The following is a 15,818-nucleotide window of genomic DNA, read 5'->3' as shown; positions in this document are numbered from 1 at the left end:
CAGGGTGCGCCGCTTACACCTCGTGTTCGACGTTGGTGCTGCCGTCACCGATCTTGCTGCTCCACGCCTTGACGAAGTACTCCTTCTCGTCTTCGGTGGGCGCCTCGTGCCAGAATACGATCAGCGTGCCCTTGTGATCATGAATCTGGGAAAACTTTTCGATGAAACCCGTATTGCTGGCCAGGTCGGCCAGCGCCACCACGTAGCCGTACACGCGGGTCAGGCGCTCGATACGGTCCGGCTCAGTGAAACTGTTGGTTGCGGTAATGGTGGGGTGGTCTAAAAACATCTTTCTCTCCAATGGGGCCCAGGGCTGATCCCGGCTTTCGCCAATGTACCTACAAATTGCCCATCTGTAAATGCGGATGACCGGCGCGGCGGCCGCATGCTACTATAAAAACACGCCCCGGCGTCCGTCAACCGGAGCACGCCCTGTCGCGCACACCGCCCACGCCATCCATGCCACCACCAGCCGATCCACACCCCACCCAGGCAACACGCCCCACCGCGCCACGGGTGCACACCCGCGGCGACTGGCGTTCGCTGGAATTCCTGCCGGGCATGGTGCAAAGCGAAATGCGGCTATCGCGCCCCGATGAACTGGTGCTCAGCTACGCGCGCGCCATGATGTGCTTCGTCCTGTTCCAGCCACAACCTGAACATATCCTGATGGTGGGCCTGGGCGGCGGTTCGCTGGTCAAGTTCTGCCACCGCTACCTGCCGCGCAGCCGCATCACGGTGCTGGAACTGCGGGCCGACGTGATCGCGCTGCGCGAGCAGTTCGCCATTCCGCCCGACGACGCGCGCCTGCGCGTGATCCACACGGACGCCGTGCACTACATGGCCAGCCAGAGCGGCTGCGCCGACGTACTGCTGGTGGACGGTTTCGACGAGGCGGGCTTGCCGCCGGCGCTGGGCAGCGCCAGCTTTTACGCCGATTGCCGGCGCGCGCTGCGGCCAGGTGGGGTGCTGGCGGCCAACATCTTCAGCTACGATCCGCTCTACCCGGCCATGCTGCGCCGGCTGCGCCACACCTTCCAGGAGCAGTTGTGCTGGTTCCAGGGCATGGCCGGCAACAACCGCATCGTGTTCGCCGTCAAGGGCGGCGCCCGCTCGCCGGCGCTGGCCATGCAGCGCCGCGTGGCACGCCGCCAGGGACTGGGGCTGGCCATGCTGAACCGGCTGCTGGCGCACTGGGTGGTGCTGCGCCTGCGCTGGGGCCGCTGACGGCGCTCCCGTCAGGCGCCGTGTTTCTTGGCGCCGTGCACCATCTGGCGCGCCTGCTTGCGCAACTGGGCCTGGGCGTGGCGCGACACCTGCTCCGGCGTTTCCGGCACCAGCGGCGGCACGGCCACCGGCTTGCGGTTCTCATCCACCGCCACCATGGTGAAGTAGCAGCTGTTGGCATGGCGCACCAGGCGCTGCTGGATATTTTCCGTCACCACCCGTATCCCCACCTCCATCGAGGTGCGGCCCGTGTAGTTGATGGAGGCCAGGAACGTGACCAGCTCGCCCACATGAATGGGCTGCAGGAACATCACCTGGTCCACCGACAGCGTCACCACATAGCTGCCCGAATAGCGGCTGGCACAGGCATAGGCCACGCTGTCGAGATATTTGAGGATGGTGCCGCCGTGCACGTTACCGGAGAAATTGGCCATATCCGGCGTCATCAAGACCGTCATGGTGAGTTCGTGGGCGGACCAGGTCATCGGTTTTTCCATCTTTATTCCTGTGTGAAAGCGTGAGGGATGCCGCCATCCTATCTGCTCAGCCCGTCACTAGCAAATAACACGGCCACATCCCGGTTGCGCCTATGCAAGTCGAAGGTTACAAAGCCGTGTACAGATGGTAAGGTATGCCATCTACCAACCGCGCCTTGATCCGCAACAACGAGCTTGTCCATGCCCCACCGTTCCCCGCCCGCCCCCAACCTCGACACCGTGCTCAAACTGCGTAAATTGTTTGCCCGGCTGGTGGCGGCGGTGGCCGCTGTGCTGCTGATCCTCACCATTTTCGTCGTCCACGCCCTCAACCAGAGCCGCTTGCGCTACTACGCGGCGGCCGAGGAAACCTCGCGCAACCTGTCGGTGGCGCTGGAAAACTTCCTGCTGTCCCATTTCCAGGAAGTGGACTTGTCGATGCAACGCGCGGCGCAGGAATTCCGCGCCATGCAGGCCAGCGGCCATTTCGACGACGCCGCCTTCAGCGCTTACCTGCGCACGCTCAAGGAACGCACGCCGCACGCGCGCTCGGTGCGCGGCTCGAACGCGGACGGCCTGGTGATCTATGGCGAGGAGGTCGACCCAACCCACCCACAGGACTTGAATATCCGTGAATTCTTCCAGCGCGCCCGCGCCGAGCGCGAGCTGATCTTCGGCGTGCCCGTCAAGTCGCGCATCACGGGCGAGTGGGTACTGCCGCTGATGTACGCGCTCACCAAGCCCGACGGCAGCTTCGGCGGCACGGCCTATGTCAACATGAGCACTTCGCGCATCACGGAACTGTTCGCCTCGCTCAACACGGGGCCGCACGGCGTGATCTCGCTGCTCGACAGCCGACGCCGCCTCCTGCACCGCTATCCGGAGGCGCCGGGCGTCGTCATCGGCGCCCCGGCCCGGTTGTCGGCGGCCACGGAAGCGGTGCTGGCCAGCGGCAAGGCGCACGCCACCTACCAGGCGGAAAGCCGGCTCGACGGCCAGTGGCGCGTGTACAACGTTGAACGCATCGGCAATTACCCGGTCTATGTGCTGGTGGGCCTGTCGAGCGACGACTTCCTGATCCCCTGGCACAGGGAAATCCGCAACGCCAGCATCTTCCTCGCCGTCATGTACTTGCTGGCAGGCGCCTTCCTGGCCAGCGTGCGGGTGGCCATGCGCAAGCAATACCAGTCGCTCACGCAATTGGTGGAGAAGGATGCGGCGCTGCAAAGCTCGCTGGCCCGGTTGACGGCGTCCGAATCGCGCTGGCGCTCGCTGACGGAAGGCTTGCCGCAAATGGTGTGGACCACCACCCCGGCCTTGCGGCTGGATTTCCTGAGCCACCACTGGGATGCCTACACGGGCGTGCCGACGGCGCAATTGCTGGCGCGCGAGCATTGGTCGGCCATCGTCCATCCCGACGATGGCCCGGCGCTGGAATCGGCCTGGCGGCAAGCCCAGGCCAACGGGCACGAATTCCGCTGCGACTGCCGGCTGCGCCGCCACGACGGCCAGTGGCGCCTGTTCGACCACCACGCGCTGGCGCAACGCGATGCCAACGGCGTGGTACTGAGCTGGGTGGGCAGCAGCACCGACATCACGGAAGCGCGCGCCGCCCACGACGCCCTGCTGCTGGCCAAGGAACAAGCCTTGCAGGCCGGCCGCACCAAGTCGGAGTTCCTGGCCAACATGAGCCACGAGATCCGCTCGCCCATGAACGCCGTGCTAGGCATGCTGCAACTGCTGCAGCAAACGGCGCTCGATGGCCGCCAGCACGATTACGCCAGCAAGGCCGAAACGGCGGCCCGCGCACTGCTGGGCCTGCTCAATGACATCCTCGACTTTTCCAAGGTGGAGGCCGGCAAGCTGGCGCTCGACCCGCATCCGTTCAGCCTGGACAAGCTGTGGCGCGACCTGGGCGTGATCCTGTCGGCCAATGTGGGCGACAAGAACGTGGAGGTGCTGTTCAGCATCGACCCGGCGCTGCCGTCGTGGGTGGTGGGCGACGCGCTGCGCCTGCAGCAGATCCTGCTCAACCTGGCCGGTAACGCCATCAAGTTCACGGCATCGGGCGAAGTGGTGTTGTCGGCCAAGCTGGCCGGGCGCGGCGAACGGGGCCTGGCGATCGCGTTCGCCGTCAGCGACACGGGCATCGGTATCTCGGCCGAACATTGCCAGCACATCTTTGATGGCTTTTCACAGGCCGAGGCGTCCACGGCGCGCCGTTACGGCGGCACCGGCCTGGGCCTGGCCATCAGCCAGCGCCTGACGCGCATCATGGGCGGCACGCTGCGGGTGGAAAGCACACTGGGCCAGGGCAGCGTATTCAGCTTCGTGATCGAGCTGCAGCCGGCGGCCGAGCCGGCCGAGCTCGCCGGCATCAGCGGCAGCGGCCCCGCCACCGTTGCGCTGGCGGACATCCAGTCACTGCACGACCTCGATTGCCTGGTGGTGGACGACAATGCCAGCGCGCGCCAGATCCTGCGCGACATCGCGCACTCGTTCGGCTGGCGGGTGGACGTGGTCGACAATGGCTACGACGCGCTGGCCGCCGTGGCCGGGCGCGATGCCGAGCATCCCTACGACGTGGTATTCGTCGACTGGCGCATGCCGGCCCTGGATGGCTGGGAAACCAGTTGGCAAATCCGCCGCCTGGTGCCGGAAGGGAAAACGCCGTTGATTGTGATGGTCACCGCCTACGACCGCGAACTGCTGGCCCAGCGCCAGGCCGAGCTGGAACCGGTGCTGGACGGCGTGCTGGTCAAGCCCGTCACGGCCTCCATGATGTTCAACGTGGTGGCCGACGCGCGCCTGAGCCAGCATGGCCCGGCGGCGAACGTGGCGCCACGCTCGCTGCAGCGCCTGGCCGGCCTGCGCCTGCTGCTGGTGGAGGACAATCCCACCAACCAGCAAGTGGCCAGCGAGTTGCTGGGCAACGATGGCGCCGACGTGGAAGTGGCCGGCTGCGGCCAGGCCGCCATCGACACCCTGCTGCGCTCAGGCCAGCGGCCCGACCTGATCCTGATGGATATCCAAATGCCGGACATGGACGGCTACGAGGCGACGCGCCAGATCCGCGCCCGGCTGGGCGAGCTGGCGCCACCCATCGTGGCCATGACAGCCAACGCCATGCCGGCCGACCGTGCCGCCGCACTGGCGGCCGGCATGGTGGACCACATCGGCAAGCCATTCGACCTGTCCCAGCTGATCGCCGTCATCCTGCGCCATGCGCGCCCGGATGCGGCCGCTGGCGCCAATACTGACGCCGCTGGCGACTCCGCTTCGGCGTCGACACCGGTATCGGCTTCGGCTTCGGCTTCCACGTCAACTTCGGCTGCGACTTCGGCTTCCGGACAGGGCGCCACCGTCTCCGCCGCGCCGGCCGCTCAGCTCAACAGCACGGCCGCGCTGGCCAGGATGGGTGGGCTGGCGCCGGTCTACCTGATGGCGTTGCACAGCTTCGCCGTCGAGGCCGAACGAAGCGCCGCGGCCTTGCGCGAAGCGGTGGACGGACGCCGGCTGGACACGGCGCCAGCGCTGCTGCATACGCTCAAGGGCCTGTCCGGCACGGTAGGCGCCGAAGCGCTGGCCGCGCTGGCCGCGCAAGCCGAGGCGATCCTGCGCGGCACGGCCGATCCGGTCGTTTGCGCAGCCGAGATCGAAGCCGTGCTGGCGGCACTGCCCGCCACGGCCGCCGCCGTGGCGCAATTGGCGCAGCGCATGGCGACGCCTGCGGACGGTCACGCCGTCTGAGCGGGACAAGTGAATCGGCGGCCCGCAGGCGCGCGCCCCGCGCCGCGCTATCCTGTTAGTCTGGCCGCAGCGTCGGGTCACGCGCCGGACGCGTATGCCCTCAACGACTGGAGCAACTCATGGCTAACCTACAAAGGATCACCCCCTGCCTGTGGTTCGATGGCCAGGCGGAAGACGCGGTACAGTTCTACACCAGCATATTCAACAACGCGAAAATCACCAGCGTGTCGCGCTATGGCGAGGCCGGCCAGGAAGTCCATGGCCAGCCGCCCGGATCCGTGATGGTGGTCGCCTTCGAGCTGGACGGGGTGGGTTTCACCGCCCTCAACGGCGGCCCGCAGTTCCACTTCAACGAAGCGCTGTCACTGCAAATCAATTGCGACAACCAACAGGAAGTGGATTATTACTGGGGACGGCTGACGGAAGGCGGCGATCCCAACGCGCAAATGTGCGGCTGGCTCAAGGACAAGTTCGGCCTGTCGTGGCAGATCGTGCCCACCATCCTGCCCGCCCTGCTGATGGACGCCGACGCGGCCAAAGCCGGCCGGGTGATGCAGGCCATGTTGAAAATGAAGAAACTCGACATCATGCAACTGCGCCAGGCCAGCGCGGGCTGAGCCGCGCAACGCCTGCATGACCGGGCCTGGGGGCGTTTACCGGCCCTGGCTGTCGATATCGGCCAGCGATTCGCGGCCCTTGTCCGTCAGGATATGACCGGCGCCGTCGGCGTTGGCCACGATGTGGGCTTTCTTGCCCAGGAAGTTGGCCACGTCCGCGTCGAGCGGCGCGCTCGGGTCGGTGGCCAGAGCCCGCATGCTGAGGATGCAGCGGCGCAGGAACAGCGCTTGTTCGCCCTTGTCCGTCAGCGACAGACGGCCGTTCTTGGCCACGCTGAACAGCTTGAGGCCGGCCAGCCGTTTGGTGTTGCGGCCCACGCAAGCGCTGACACGTTCGCCCTTGAGGCCGCGCGCCACTTCGGCCAGTGCGTCGTATTCGTCTTGCGTCAATTTCTCGTTTTTCATTACCATTTTTTCCATAAGAGACAACAGCGGCCCTCATGGTACGCGCCCGGCCTCACATCGGCAAGACAAGCCGGTCCCTACGCGCCTTCCTGGTGGAAGGACGCCCGGCACCGCGCATGGGCGATGGCAATCAACGGGATTACTTGAACGCTCGGATCAGCAGCCACACGAGGCCGATGCTGGCAAAGGCGCCGACACAGATCATCGCTTGCACACGCTTGCTATTGAGCACTGCTACGCTGCGGCGGCCGAGATAGATTTTATTGTGTAAGGAATTGCCCATGATGGCCTCCGTGAACGGAAAAACGATGTCGTGAATAAATTATATAAACGCTTCCATTACGGCTGTGTGACGGCGGACACAAAGGCATAAATTTGTATCCGACGAGCAACAGAAATGCAACAAGCATATGAATCCACCCGGCGCCGGCCGCAGCGCCGCCGCCGCCATCATAGGCGCGCCAAGCGCTCCCCCCGTCAGGTCTGGATCGGTGCGCGGGGCGGGGTGGGTTCCTCGATGGGCGCGTGGTCGGGCGACGGCATCTCGTCCGGCGGCGGCTCTTTCTCGGGCTTGGGTGGAGGAATGTCCGGCTCCGGCGTGGAGTGGGCGCGGCGCACTGGGACGAGGGGCGACGTGAGCGTGTTGACAGGGATCATCATGGTGTCCTCCTGGACGACGAGGCAATACTGCCGTTCTGACCAGATCAGGGGCGATCCCCGTTTTTCAAGGGTGCGATGCGCGATCCGGCCGGTCGCCGCTTCAAAACCGTAACGTCAGCGTCAACAGCACGCTGCGTTCGATCACGCTGCGGTTGGGCGCGGCGCCAAATTCCAGGTGGCGGGCGTGGACCAGGTTCTGCCCCACCAGCGCCAGCTCCACAGTGGGACGCGGACGCCACAGCCATTGCACATCGGCGTCGTAATAGGCCGGCACCACGGGCGACGGCAACTGGCTGGTGTAGCGCCAGGTCACATCGAACTGGTTGTGGTCGCTGACCTCGTAGGACGAGCGCAGCGTCCAGTGGCGGTTGGGGTCGTTGGTGACCACGCCGCCCACATCATGGCTGCCTGCCGCAAGCTGCGTATCGACATGCTGCACCACCAGGCCGCCCGTCAGGCGCCAGCGCGGCTGGGCTTGCCATACTCCCCATAGCTCCACCCCGCGCGTATGGCCGTCGGCCATGTTGCTGAACAGCCGCGTGCCGCCAGGCTGGGGTTCCAGCGTGCGCAAGCCATCGTAGCGGCCGTAAAAAGCCGTGACGGAATAGTTCCAGTTGGGATGCGGCTGGGCACGATAGCCGAGCTCCAGCACCCTGGCCACCTCGGACTGGAAATCGGGGCCGCCCCCATAGACGAAGAACGGTTTGCCGGCTACGATCAGCGGCTTGCTGGGCGCATAAAAGTCGCGGTCCGTGCGGGACGGCGCGCGCACCGAACGCGACAGGCTGGCCCACACCAAACGCTTGCTGTCGGGAGTCCACGCCAGGCGGGTGCTGGGCAGATATTCCATGCCCGTGTAATTGTTGTGCTCCGCCTTGAGGCCGGCCGTCAGGCGCACCGTGGGCGATAAGGTGATTTCATCCTGGGCGAACAGATTGCCCCAGTGCAAACGTAAATCAGGCGGCAGGAAGCCGAACAGGGGACCATTATCCACACGATCCCAGGCGTAGCGGTAACCGCCGCCCCAGGCCAGGTTGTGACGCTGGCCGAGGCGGATGCTGTGCTGGGCTTCCACTTGCAGCGTGTCGAGCCGCTCGGCGAAGGCCAGCGGCTGGTTGCGCTCGGTGTGATCCGCGATCAGTTCGACCTGCAAGTCGCTATTGTCAGCCAGCTTGCGGCTCAGGCGGCCAAGCAGATTGGCGCCGCTGACCAGGATATTGGCCGTATTGGGCTGATGCAAGGCACCTTGATAGGCATCCCCAGAGACGGTCAGGCCGCCCCGCTCCTGCTCCCAATCGGCACGGAAACCGGTCTGGCTGCGGCGCCAGCCTGTCTGACTGGACTTGCGGGCCGAGGTTTCGGTGTCGCCCGCAACGGCGGATTTGCCATAGACGCGGTAATACCCTCCCCCGCCGAGCGCGCCGCCATAACGCAGCGTGCCGTATTGCTCGTGCTCGCCGGCCACGCCGCTGAGTAGCGCCCCCTGGCTGTCGCGGGCGGACCGGGTGATGATGTTGATCACGCCATTGACGGCGTTCGCGCCCCAGATCGTGGCGCCGGGGCCGCTGATGACCTCGATGCGTTCGATGTCTTCCATGACCACGTCCTGCACGTCCCAGAACACGCCGGAAAACAGCGGGCTATAGATGGTGCGGCCATCGATCAGCACCAGCAGCTTGTTTTCGAACGGGCTGTTGTAGCCGCGCGCCGTGACCGCATAGTTGCGGGCGTCCACTTGCGTCACCTGCAGGTTGGGCGCCAGCCGCAATGCTTGCGGCAGATTGTGGGCGCCGCTGCGGTGGATGTCGCTGGCGCTGATGATGTAGACGGACGCGGGCGCCCCGCTCAGCGGCTCCTCCTGGCGCGACAACGAAGTGATCACCAGGTCGCCCAGCTGCTCCAGCGACAGGTCGGCCAGCGCGCCGTTGTCCGGGGTTTCCGCGTGGACCGTGCCCGCGGCCAGCGCGGCCGCCAGCGCGAACGGGAGCAACGATACGGCATGTCGGGTGCGCACGGAATGACGCATGGCTAGCTAGCCTCATCAATGCCGCCAGCGCCGCGCGGCAGCGTTATGCAATACAGCGGAAATAGATCGATTACCCACCAACGCCTTTATCGGTGTTGGTAACAAAAATTATAGTCGCTTTGCCTGCCGAGTCTGTTTGCATACTTGCATTTTTCATCAATGTTGCAGAAATACCAGTGAACCGTCCTGGACACTGCCCCTGGGCCGGGCTTCAGCGGCTGATGGAAGTCAGCAACACGAAGGTTTCATGGCGGATGGCCGGTTCCGCTTCCTTGAACGCCTTATCCGCTTTGACGTAGGCGGGCCGCTTCAGTTCCGCTTTTTCCTTGGCCGTGGGTACGGGCGCCGTGTCGAACAGCGAGGGGCCGCTGTTGTAGGTTTGCTTGAGCACGCGCTGGCCGTAGCTGGACTGGTAATAATGCGTCATTTCCTTGGCCCGATCTTGGCCAAACCCTATGCTCAACCCGACCTGCTTAGCAGGGGGTGCCCGTTCGCAGAACGGTAGTTACTTCGCGCCAAATAACAGTATTTTTCACCATACGTTTATATGGCTTTCCTATCTCCACTATGCTAGCGTAGGCTCATGGAAAAGGTGCGGTTCGAATGGGATGTAAGCAAGGACGTCGAGAACCAGGAAAAACACGGAGTAGCTTTTTCTTTGGCTCAATACGCGTTCGCTGATCCACACCGTGTCCTCGCGGAAGACATGACGCACAGCGTAGACGAAAAGCGACATTTCTGCTTCGGCGAGGTCGAGGGCGGCATCCTCACCGTTCGCTTCACTTACCGCAACGGTGTCATACGTATCTTTGGTGCCGGCTACTGGCGTAAAGGCAAAGCAATTTATGAGCGCGAAAATCAAATACACAAATGAGCCGCTTGGCGATGTAAAGGTTGTCTGCGACTTCCTCCCCCCTCCCGAGCAATTGGCTTTCCGCGAGGAAGGCGTAAAGGTCACCCTTGCGCTGAGTAAGAAGAGTGTGGATTTTTTTAAGGCCGAGGCTGCGAAACACCACACCCAGTATCAACGCATGATCAGACGTCTTGTGGACGCCTATGTGGCGAACTACGATCCACCGCCAACGTCTCCCTCAACGCGGACTACCCGCAAGCGGACAGCCGGTTAGCTTGGACGTTGCGTTGCATGAGCATGCACGCCGCGCGTTCCGGCGGCCAGGTGTTTACACATTAGGGAACTATGGAAGAATTTCGAATCACCACGGAAGTCGCTGGGCTGAACGTGCCGCTCATCCACCGCTTCCTCTCCGAGCAAACGAGCTGGGCCAAAGGCATTTCGTTTGCGTTGGTGCAGCGCTCCATCGACAACTCGCTATGCTTTGGCGGTTTCCTTGGCGAGGACCAAGTGGCATTCGCCCGTGTCATCTCCGACTATGCGACCTTCGCCAATCTTGTCGACGTTTTCGTCCTGCCCGAGCATCGGAACAAGGGTTATAGCAAGACGCTCATGAACGCCGTCCTCGCCCATCCACGACTTCAAGGACTGCGCAGATTTACGCTCGCCACAGGTGACGCGCATGGGCTATATGCTCAATATGGTTTTACTACGCCGCTGTATCCACAGTCGCTCATGGAGCGCTATTTTCCAGGCCTGTATGCGGCCGCACCCTGATAATTCGCTCAACCCGGCCGCGCCATCGCGCGCCGGGTGTACCAGGAACGATGTCATAACGTCCGGCTGATATCGCGCGCCGCCGCCTTCGCGGTCAGGATGCATCCCGGTAAAAACGTCCCCTCCAGCGAGCGCTTGCCGCAGGCGCCGCCGCCACCGAAACCGGCCGCCTCGCCCACTGAATACAGCCCCGGCAGCGCCTGGCCATCCGCGTCGAGCACCCGGCTGTGCAGATCCGTGACCAGTCCACCCAGGCTCTTGCGGGTGATCAGCTGCATCTGCATGGCGAGGTAAGGCCCACTGCCCCGCTGTTGCAATGGCGCGGGCTTGCAGGTGCGCAAACGATCCGGGCCCCACTGGCGGGCATGCAGGATGCGGCGCAGCTGGGCGTCGTTGTACAGCTTGTCGCCGTTGGCGAAATTGGCGTCGAAGGCGTCGGCGGTGGCTTGCAGGACTTCGGGCCGCACGTGGTCGCCGCCGGCCAGCGCGTTCATTTTGGCGGCCAGCCCGGCCAGCGTATCGTCCACCAACACATGCCGGCTCTCGCGCGCCAATTGCCGCACCAGACGATGATTGCCGAGCAGCGTTTCCTTCAGGAAGGCGAACAACTGGCGGTCGCGGATGCGCTGGTTGTGTTCGGCGCCGGAAATGGCCAGTTCCTTGGCCGCGATGCGCCAGTTGAGCAGGTGCCAGGTCCACGGCTGTTCCTGGCTCGCCACGCGCCGGCACAACTCGTGCGTATCAAAGCCAGTGATCAACGGGTCGGGGCCGATGCGCCGCCCCTTGTGATCGAGCCACAACGCCGACTTGCACGGAATGGCGGACAAGCCGTGCCCCTCGAAATGGGGGTGCGGATGGGGAAAGCCAGCCGCATAGTTCCACATCTCCCCCGCCGCCGCGATGCGGCCACCGATGCTGGCCACCAGATGGTGCAGCTTGCCGTCGGCATAGGGATGGGCGCCGTTGAGCATGGTCGCGGGCTGCGGCATGGTGGCCGGCCAGTTGGCGCGCGCTTCCGCGTGGCCACCGTTGATGCCGCCCATGGCCAGCACCACCGCCGGCACGGCGAAGCGCAACGCCTCACCCGTTTCCTCGTTCACGCCATGGGCGCCGAGCAATTCACCGTTGGCGTAGTCCAGCCCATCAATGCGTGTGCGGCTCAACAGCGTCAACTTGCCTTGCACGCCAGCCTGTTCCAGCGCCGCGATCATGGTCAGCGTCAAGTGCCGGGAGGTGCCCCACAACACGTGATAGCGCGGCAGCGAGTTGCCGTCGCCAAAGCGGCCACGCTCGACCCAGTTCACGGCCGGCAGGAACTTGAGGCCATGACCGGCCAGCCAGTCATACACTTCGCCGCGGCTGTGCTCCACGTAATAACGCGCCCATGCCAACGGCAAGGTGTCGGCCTCGCTCAGTTCGCCAAAGCGTATCCAGTCGGCCAGCGCCCGTTCCGGCGTATCGGGAATCTTCATGCGCGCCTGCAGCGGCGTGCCCACCAGGGCCATGCCGCCAAAGGCCCAGCGCGCCAGCCCGCCCAGCCGTTCGCGGCTGTCGCGATCGGCCACGGTGACGCGCTTGCCCCTCCGCAGGCATTCGAGCGCCGTGACGATGCCGGCCAGGCCGCCGCCCACCACCAGCACATCGGACTGGATAGCCTGGCTCATGGCGCCACCTTGCGTTTGATCGCATGCGCCACCGGCTGTGGCAGGCTTTCCAGCGAACGCAGCACGTACGGCAGCACGCGCAGCTTGAGGCCGGAGAACACGCTGGGCACCACCGCCTCGATCAGATGCGGGCCTGGCGTGGCCAGCGCGCGCTCCAGCGCGATGTTGAACTGCTCGGCCGTGGTGGCGCGCACGGCGGGCACGCCCATGCCTTGCGCCAGTTGCACGAAGTCCAGCCCCGGATTCTTCAAGTCCAGTTGCGCCTTGGCCTTGGGGCCGGCCTTTTCCGCCCCCACCCGCTCCAGCTCGACGTTGAGGATGCCGTAGGAAGCGTTGTTGAAAATGACTGACACCACATTCAATTTTTCACGCGCCATGGTCCACAGCGCCTGGATGGTGTACATCGACGAGCCGTCGCCCACCAGCGCCAGCACCTGGCGTTCCGGGCAAGCCACGGCGGCGCCGACGGCGGCCGGCAGCGCGTAACCGATGGCGCCGCCCGTCAAGGCCAGCACATCATGGCGCGGCGCGCCGGCCGTGAACATGGGCAACATGGTGCCGGAGGTCTGCGCCTCATCGACGATGATGGCGTTCTCGGGCAGCAGGTGGCCGATGGCCTTGCAGACCTTGGGCGCGGACAGCTTGCCGCGCGGCCGGCCGGGGCGCTGCACCGGTTGCAACGCGGGCGTGGCCTGCGCTGCGCCCAGGCGCTGGCACAGGCGGCTCAGGCTGCCGAGCGCGTCCTGTTCCGGCAGCGCCAGTTGATGCACGGTGCAACCTTCCGGCACCAGGTCGCTTTTCTTGCCCGGATAGGCGAAGAACGATACGGGCGCACGGGCGTCCACCAGGATCAGGTTCTCCAGTCCCGCCAATTGCACCGAGGCCATCTCGGCCAGATAGGCGATGCGCTCCACATGCGGCAGGCCGGCGCCGCGCTCTATGCGCGTGGGGAACACTTCCGCGTACAGCTTGGCGCCGGACTGGGCGGCGATACGCGCCGCATCCAGCAAGGCCGGCTCGCGCAGCGCGCGTCCGCCCAGCAAGAGCGCATTCTTGCCGCCGCGCTTGAGGACGCTGACGATCTGGTCGATCAGCGCGTCGTCCACGCATGGCGGCTGGATGGGCGCGGGCGCGGGCAAGGCCTCGGCGCCTTCGCCCCAGGACACGTCCGCCGGCAGGATCAGCGTCGCCACCTGTCCCGGCGGCCCCTTGGCGGCTGTCACGGCCTCCACCACGTCCCGGCACAGCGCCGCGGTGCTGGACGACGTGCGCACCCAGCTCGATACGTTGCGCGCCGCCGTCTCTATGTCCGATTGCAATTGCGCGTCGAACTTGGTGTGGTAAGTGGCGTGATCGCCAATGATATTGACCATGGGCACCCTGCCCTTGCGCGCGTTGTGCAGGTTGGCCAGGCCATTGCCCAGGCCGCAGCCCAGGTGCAGCAGCGTGGATGCCGGCTGGTCCGCCATGCGCGCGTAACCATCGGCGGCGCCGGTGGCCACGCCCTCGAACAGGGTCAGCACGGCGCGCATTTCCGGCGCGCTGTCGAGCGCGGCCACGAAGTGCATTTCCGACGTGCCGGGATTGGTGAAGCAGACCTTGACGCCTGCGTTGATCAGGGTGCGCAGCATTGCTTGGGCGCCGTTTGCCATAACCGTCTCCGTTATTGATTTGCACACATCATGCTGGAAATGGATGGGCCAGTATTGACATTTGGCGACTATAAGTTAACACTTGAAGACACCCTCAACCCAAGATCGGCGTCCTCATGACCGTGCTGGTGCGCTCCGCGACGCTCTCCACCTTTGAAATCCTCGCCAAAGGCTTGCGGCTGGACGTGCCCAGCCTGCTGGCGCGTTTCGGCATCCCCCTGCAGGCGCTGCACGATCCGGACATGCTGGTGTCGTACCAGGGCTTCATCAATCTGCTGGAATATTCGGCCTCGCTCGGGCGCTGTCCCGACCTGGGCTTGCGGCTGGCGCAGGCGCGCGGCATCAGTATCCTCGGCCCCATCGCCGTGCTGCTGCGCCATGCGGGCACGGTGGGCGAGGCGCTGGCGCTGGCCTCGCGCTACCTGTTCGTCCACAGCCCGGCGTTGAAACTGCAAACGCAGATCGTGCCCGGCCAGCCCGACCTGATCGACGTGGTGTTTGACCTCAGCCACGCCAAGCTGACGGCGCGCCCGCAGGTGATCAGCCTGGCGCTGGGGATAGTCTGTCAGGGTTTGAGCGTGATGACGGCGACCCGCATCGCGCCGCAACTGGTCATGCTGCCGCACGCCCCCGTCGCGGATGAGGACGCGTATCGGCAAGCGTACAACTGCCCGGTCCAATTCCTGGCGCCGGTGGCGGCCGTGCGTTTGCGGGTGAGCGACTTGAAGGTGGTGGTGTCGGGTAACGACCCGCACATGAAGGAACTGGCGCTGGGCTATCTGGAACAGCAAGGCGGCAAACCGCACACCTTGTTCTCGGATCGCGTGCGCCGGCTGGTGCGGCATTTTCTCAGCGCCGGACATGCGCGCCATACCGACATCGCCAGCGCGCTATCGTTGCATCCGCGCACGCTGCAGCGGCGGCTGGCGGCCGAAGGCGCCACCTTCGAACAGTTGGTCGACGATGTGCGCAAGGAACAATTCCTGGAACTGATCGGCCTGCCCACGGGGCCGGCGATGACGCAGATCGCCTATATCCTCGGTTACGCGGAAGTGTCGGTGCTCACGCGCAGCTGCAGGCGCTGGTTCGGCGCGACGCCACGGGCTATGCGAAAACAAGCGCAAAGCAACGGACACCATCGTGACGCCGACACGCCGCAGTGACGCCGCGCGCACCCGGCAAGTCGCGGTTGAAGATCAGCGGACTTCCAACAGTTCGACGTCGAAGATCAAGGTGGCGTTCGGTGGAATCGGGCCGGCGCCGCCAGCGCCGTAGCCCATGCCGGGGGGCACGATCAGCGTGCGCTTGCCGCCCACTTTCATGCCTTTCACGCCCTCGTCCCAGCCTGCGATCACTTGCCCGGCGCCAAGCTGGAAGTTGAACGGAGCGCGCCCGATCGAAGAATCGAACTGCGCGCCGTGCTTCAACGGCGCGTTCGGTTCGTACAGCCAGCCGGTGTAGTTGACCACCGCCATCGTGCCAGCCACGGCTTCCTTGCCGGCGCCGACCACGGCGTCGATCTTTTGCAAAGGCACGGCGGCGGCATCAGCCGATGCCGGAGCCGGAGCACGCTCGCAGGCGGCCAATGCCAGGGTGAGGGTCAGACCGATAATGCTGGAGGAAAGCAGTCGTTTCATGTGTGGTTGGCGCTCGCGTTGAAGCGAGTATGTATTTGTTTGGATGAGCTGAGCATTGTACTCGAGCAGGACGC

At 64.9% G+C, this 15,818-nt stretch carries 17 protein-coding genes; 7 read left to right on the top strand and 10 right to left on the bottom strand.

Features of this window, described 5'->3' with window-relative positions:
- Positions 1 to 13: 13 nt before the first annotated feature.
- A complete protein-coding gene (locus H3H39_RS07400; RefSeq protein WP_182152731.1) occupies positions 14 to 289 on the bottom strand; it encodes a hypothetical protein in 276 nt (91 codons plus the stop codon).
- Positions 290 to 459: 170 nt separating this feature from the next.
- On the opposite strand from H3H39_RS07400, the gene H3H39_RS07395 reads away from it, so the two are divergent.
- Positions 460 to 1,227 (top strand): fused MFS/spermidine synthase, encoded by a 768-nt coding sequence (locus tag H3H39_RS07395; protein ID WP_182152730.1) that lies wholly within the window; start codon positions 460 to 462, stop codon positions 1,225 to 1,227.
- A gap of 11 nt (positions 1,228 to 1,238) precedes the next feature.
- Here the strand turns inward: H3H39_RS07395 and H3H39_RS07390 are convergent, their stop codons facing one another.
- The gene (locus H3H39_RS07390) at positions 1,239 to 1,724 is read right to left on the bottom strand and encodes an acyl-CoA thioesterase (protein WP_375540410.1); all 486 of its coding nucleotides are present in this window, start codon (positions 1,722 to 1,724) and stop codon (positions 1,239 to 1,241) included.
- 180 nt (positions 1,725 to 1,904) lie between these two features.
- Here H3H39_RS07390 and H3H39_RS07385 point away from each other — a divergent pair, with 180 nt between their 5' ends.
- Positions 1,905 to 5,453 carry a response regulator gene (locus H3H39_RS07385; protein WP_182152729.1) on the top strand — a complete coding sequence of 1,183 codons (3,549 nt, stop codon included), beginning with the start codon at positions 1,905 to 1,907 and terminating at the stop codon, positions 5,451 to 5,453.
- 119 nt (positions 5,454 to 5,572) lie between these two features.
- Positions 5,573 to 6,070 (top strand): VOC family protein, encoded by a 498-nt coding sequence (locus tag H3H39_RS07380; protein ID WP_182152728.1) that lies wholly within the window; start codon positions 5,573 to 5,575, stop codon positions 6,068 to 6,070.
- 36 nt (positions 6,071 to 6,106) lie between these two features.
- On the opposite strand, the gene H3H39_RS07375 is transcribed toward H3H39_RS07380, so the two are convergent.
- The 5 genes from H3H39_RS07375 to H3H39_RS07355 form a co-directional block, all read right to left on the bottom strand.
- Entirely contained in the window at positions 6,107 to 6,475 is a 369-nt protein-coding gene (locus H3H39_RS07375) for a hypothetical protein (protein WP_182152727.1), read from the bottom strand.
- A gap of 139 nt (positions 6,476 to 6,614) precedes the next feature.
- On the bottom strand, positions 6,615 to 6,758 hold the full coding sequence (locus H3H39_RS07370; RefSeq protein ID WP_182152726.1) for a hypothetical protein: 144 nt from the start codon (positions 6,756 to 6,758) through the stop codon (positions 6,615 to 6,617).
- Positions 6,759 to 6,952: 194 nt separating this feature from the next.
- Positions 6,953 to 7,135 carry a hypothetical protein gene (locus tag H3H39_RS07365; protein ID WP_229217918.1) on the bottom strand — a complete coding sequence of 61 codons (183 nt, stop codon included), beginning with the start codon at positions 7,133 to 7,135 and terminating at the stop codon, positions 6,953 to 6,955.
- Positions 7,136 to 7,235: 100 nt separating this feature from the next.
- A complete protein-coding gene (locus H3H39_RS07360) occupies positions 7,236 to 9,161 on the bottom strand; it encodes a TOL_0244 family TonB-dependent receptor (protein ID WP_182152725.1) in 1,926 nt (641 codons plus the stop codon).
- 211 nt (positions 9,162 to 9,372) lie between these two features.
- Positions 9,373 to 9,588 carry a hypothetical protein gene (locus H3H39_RS07355; protein ID WP_182152724.1) on the bottom strand — a complete coding sequence of 72 codons (216 nt, stop codon included), beginning with the start codon at positions 9,586 to 9,588 and terminating at the stop codon, positions 9,373 to 9,375.
- Between the two features lie 156 nt (positions 9,589 to 9,744).
- Here H3H39_RS07355 and H3H39_RS07350 point away from each other — a divergent pair, with 156 nt between their 5' ends.
- From H3H39_RS07350 to H3H39_RS07340, 3 genes are all read left to right on the top strand, one after another.
- The gene (locus H3H39_RS07350; protein ID WP_182152723.1) at positions 9,745 to 10,035 is read left to right on the top strand and encodes a BrnT family toxin; all 291 of its coding nucleotides are present in this window, start codon (positions 9,745 to 9,747) and stop codon (positions 10,033 to 10,035) included.
- On the top strand, positions 10,007 to 10,288 hold the full coding sequence (locus tag H3H39_RS07345; RefSeq protein ID WP_182152722.1) for a hypothetical protein: 282 nt from the start codon (positions 10,007 to 10,009) through the stop codon (positions 10,286 to 10,288). The genes H3H39_RS07350 and H3H39_RS07345 overlap by 29 nt, the downstream gene beginning before the upstream one ends.
- 71 nt (positions 10,289 to 10,359) lie before the next feature.
- Complete coding sequence (locus tag H3H39_RS07340) at positions 10,360 to 10,791, top strand: GNAT family N-acetyltransferase (RefSeq protein ID WP_182152721.1); 432 nt, start codon at positions 10,360 to 10,362, stop codon at positions 10,789 to 10,791.
- Positions 10,792 to 10,844: 53 nt separating this feature from the next.
- Here the strand turns inward: H3H39_RS07340 and H3H39_RS07335 are convergent, their stop codons facing one another.
- Together H3H39_RS07335 and H3H39_RS07330 are read right to left on the bottom strand one after the other, a co-directional pair.
- Positions 10,845 to 12,455, bottom strand: a complete 1,611-nt coding sequence (locus H3H39_RS07335) for an FAD-dependent oxidoreductase (RefSeq protein ID WP_182152720.1) — start codon at positions 12,453 to 12,455, stop codon at positions 10,845 to 10,847.
- Positions 12,452 to 14,107 carry an acetolactate synthase large subunit gene (locus H3H39_RS07330; protein WP_182152719.1) on the bottom strand — a complete coding sequence of 552 codons (1,656 nt, stop codon included), beginning with the start codon at positions 14,105 to 14,107 and terminating at the stop codon, positions 12,452 to 12,454. Before H3H39_RS07330 ends, H3H39_RS07335 begins: the two co-directional genes overlap by 4 nt.
- 116 nt (positions 14,108 to 14,223) lie before the next feature.
- Between H3H39_RS07330 and H3H39_RS07325 the strand changes: the two genes are divergently transcribed.
- Positions 14,224 to 15,270: an AraC family transcriptional regulator gene (locus tag H3H39_RS07325; protein WP_182152718.1), complete on the top strand. Its 1,047-nt coding sequence runs from the start codon at positions 14,224 to 14,226 to the stop codon at positions 15,268 to 15,270.
- A 33-nt stretch (positions 15,271 to 15,303) separates the two neighbouring features.
- Here H3H39_RS07325 and H3H39_RS07320 read toward each other — a convergent pair whose 3' ends face one another.
- Positions 15,304 to 15,744, bottom strand: coding sequence for an FKBP-type peptidyl-prolyl cis-trans isomerase (locus H3H39_RS07320; RefSeq protein ID WP_182152717.1), 441 nt, complete (start codon positions 15,742 to 15,744; stop codon positions 15,304 to 15,306).
- Positions 15,745 to 15,818: the final 74 nt, after the last annotated feature.

Source organism: Rugamonas apoptosis, from assembly GCF_014042355.1.
In the GTDB taxonomy this organism is placed as follows: Bacteria; Pseudomonadota; Gammaproteobacteria; order Burkholderiales; family Burkholderiaceae_D; genus Rugamonas; species Rugamonas apoptosis.
Note: the sequence above shows the minus strand (reverse complement) of the source record. Positions and strands in the feature narration are given on the sequence as shown.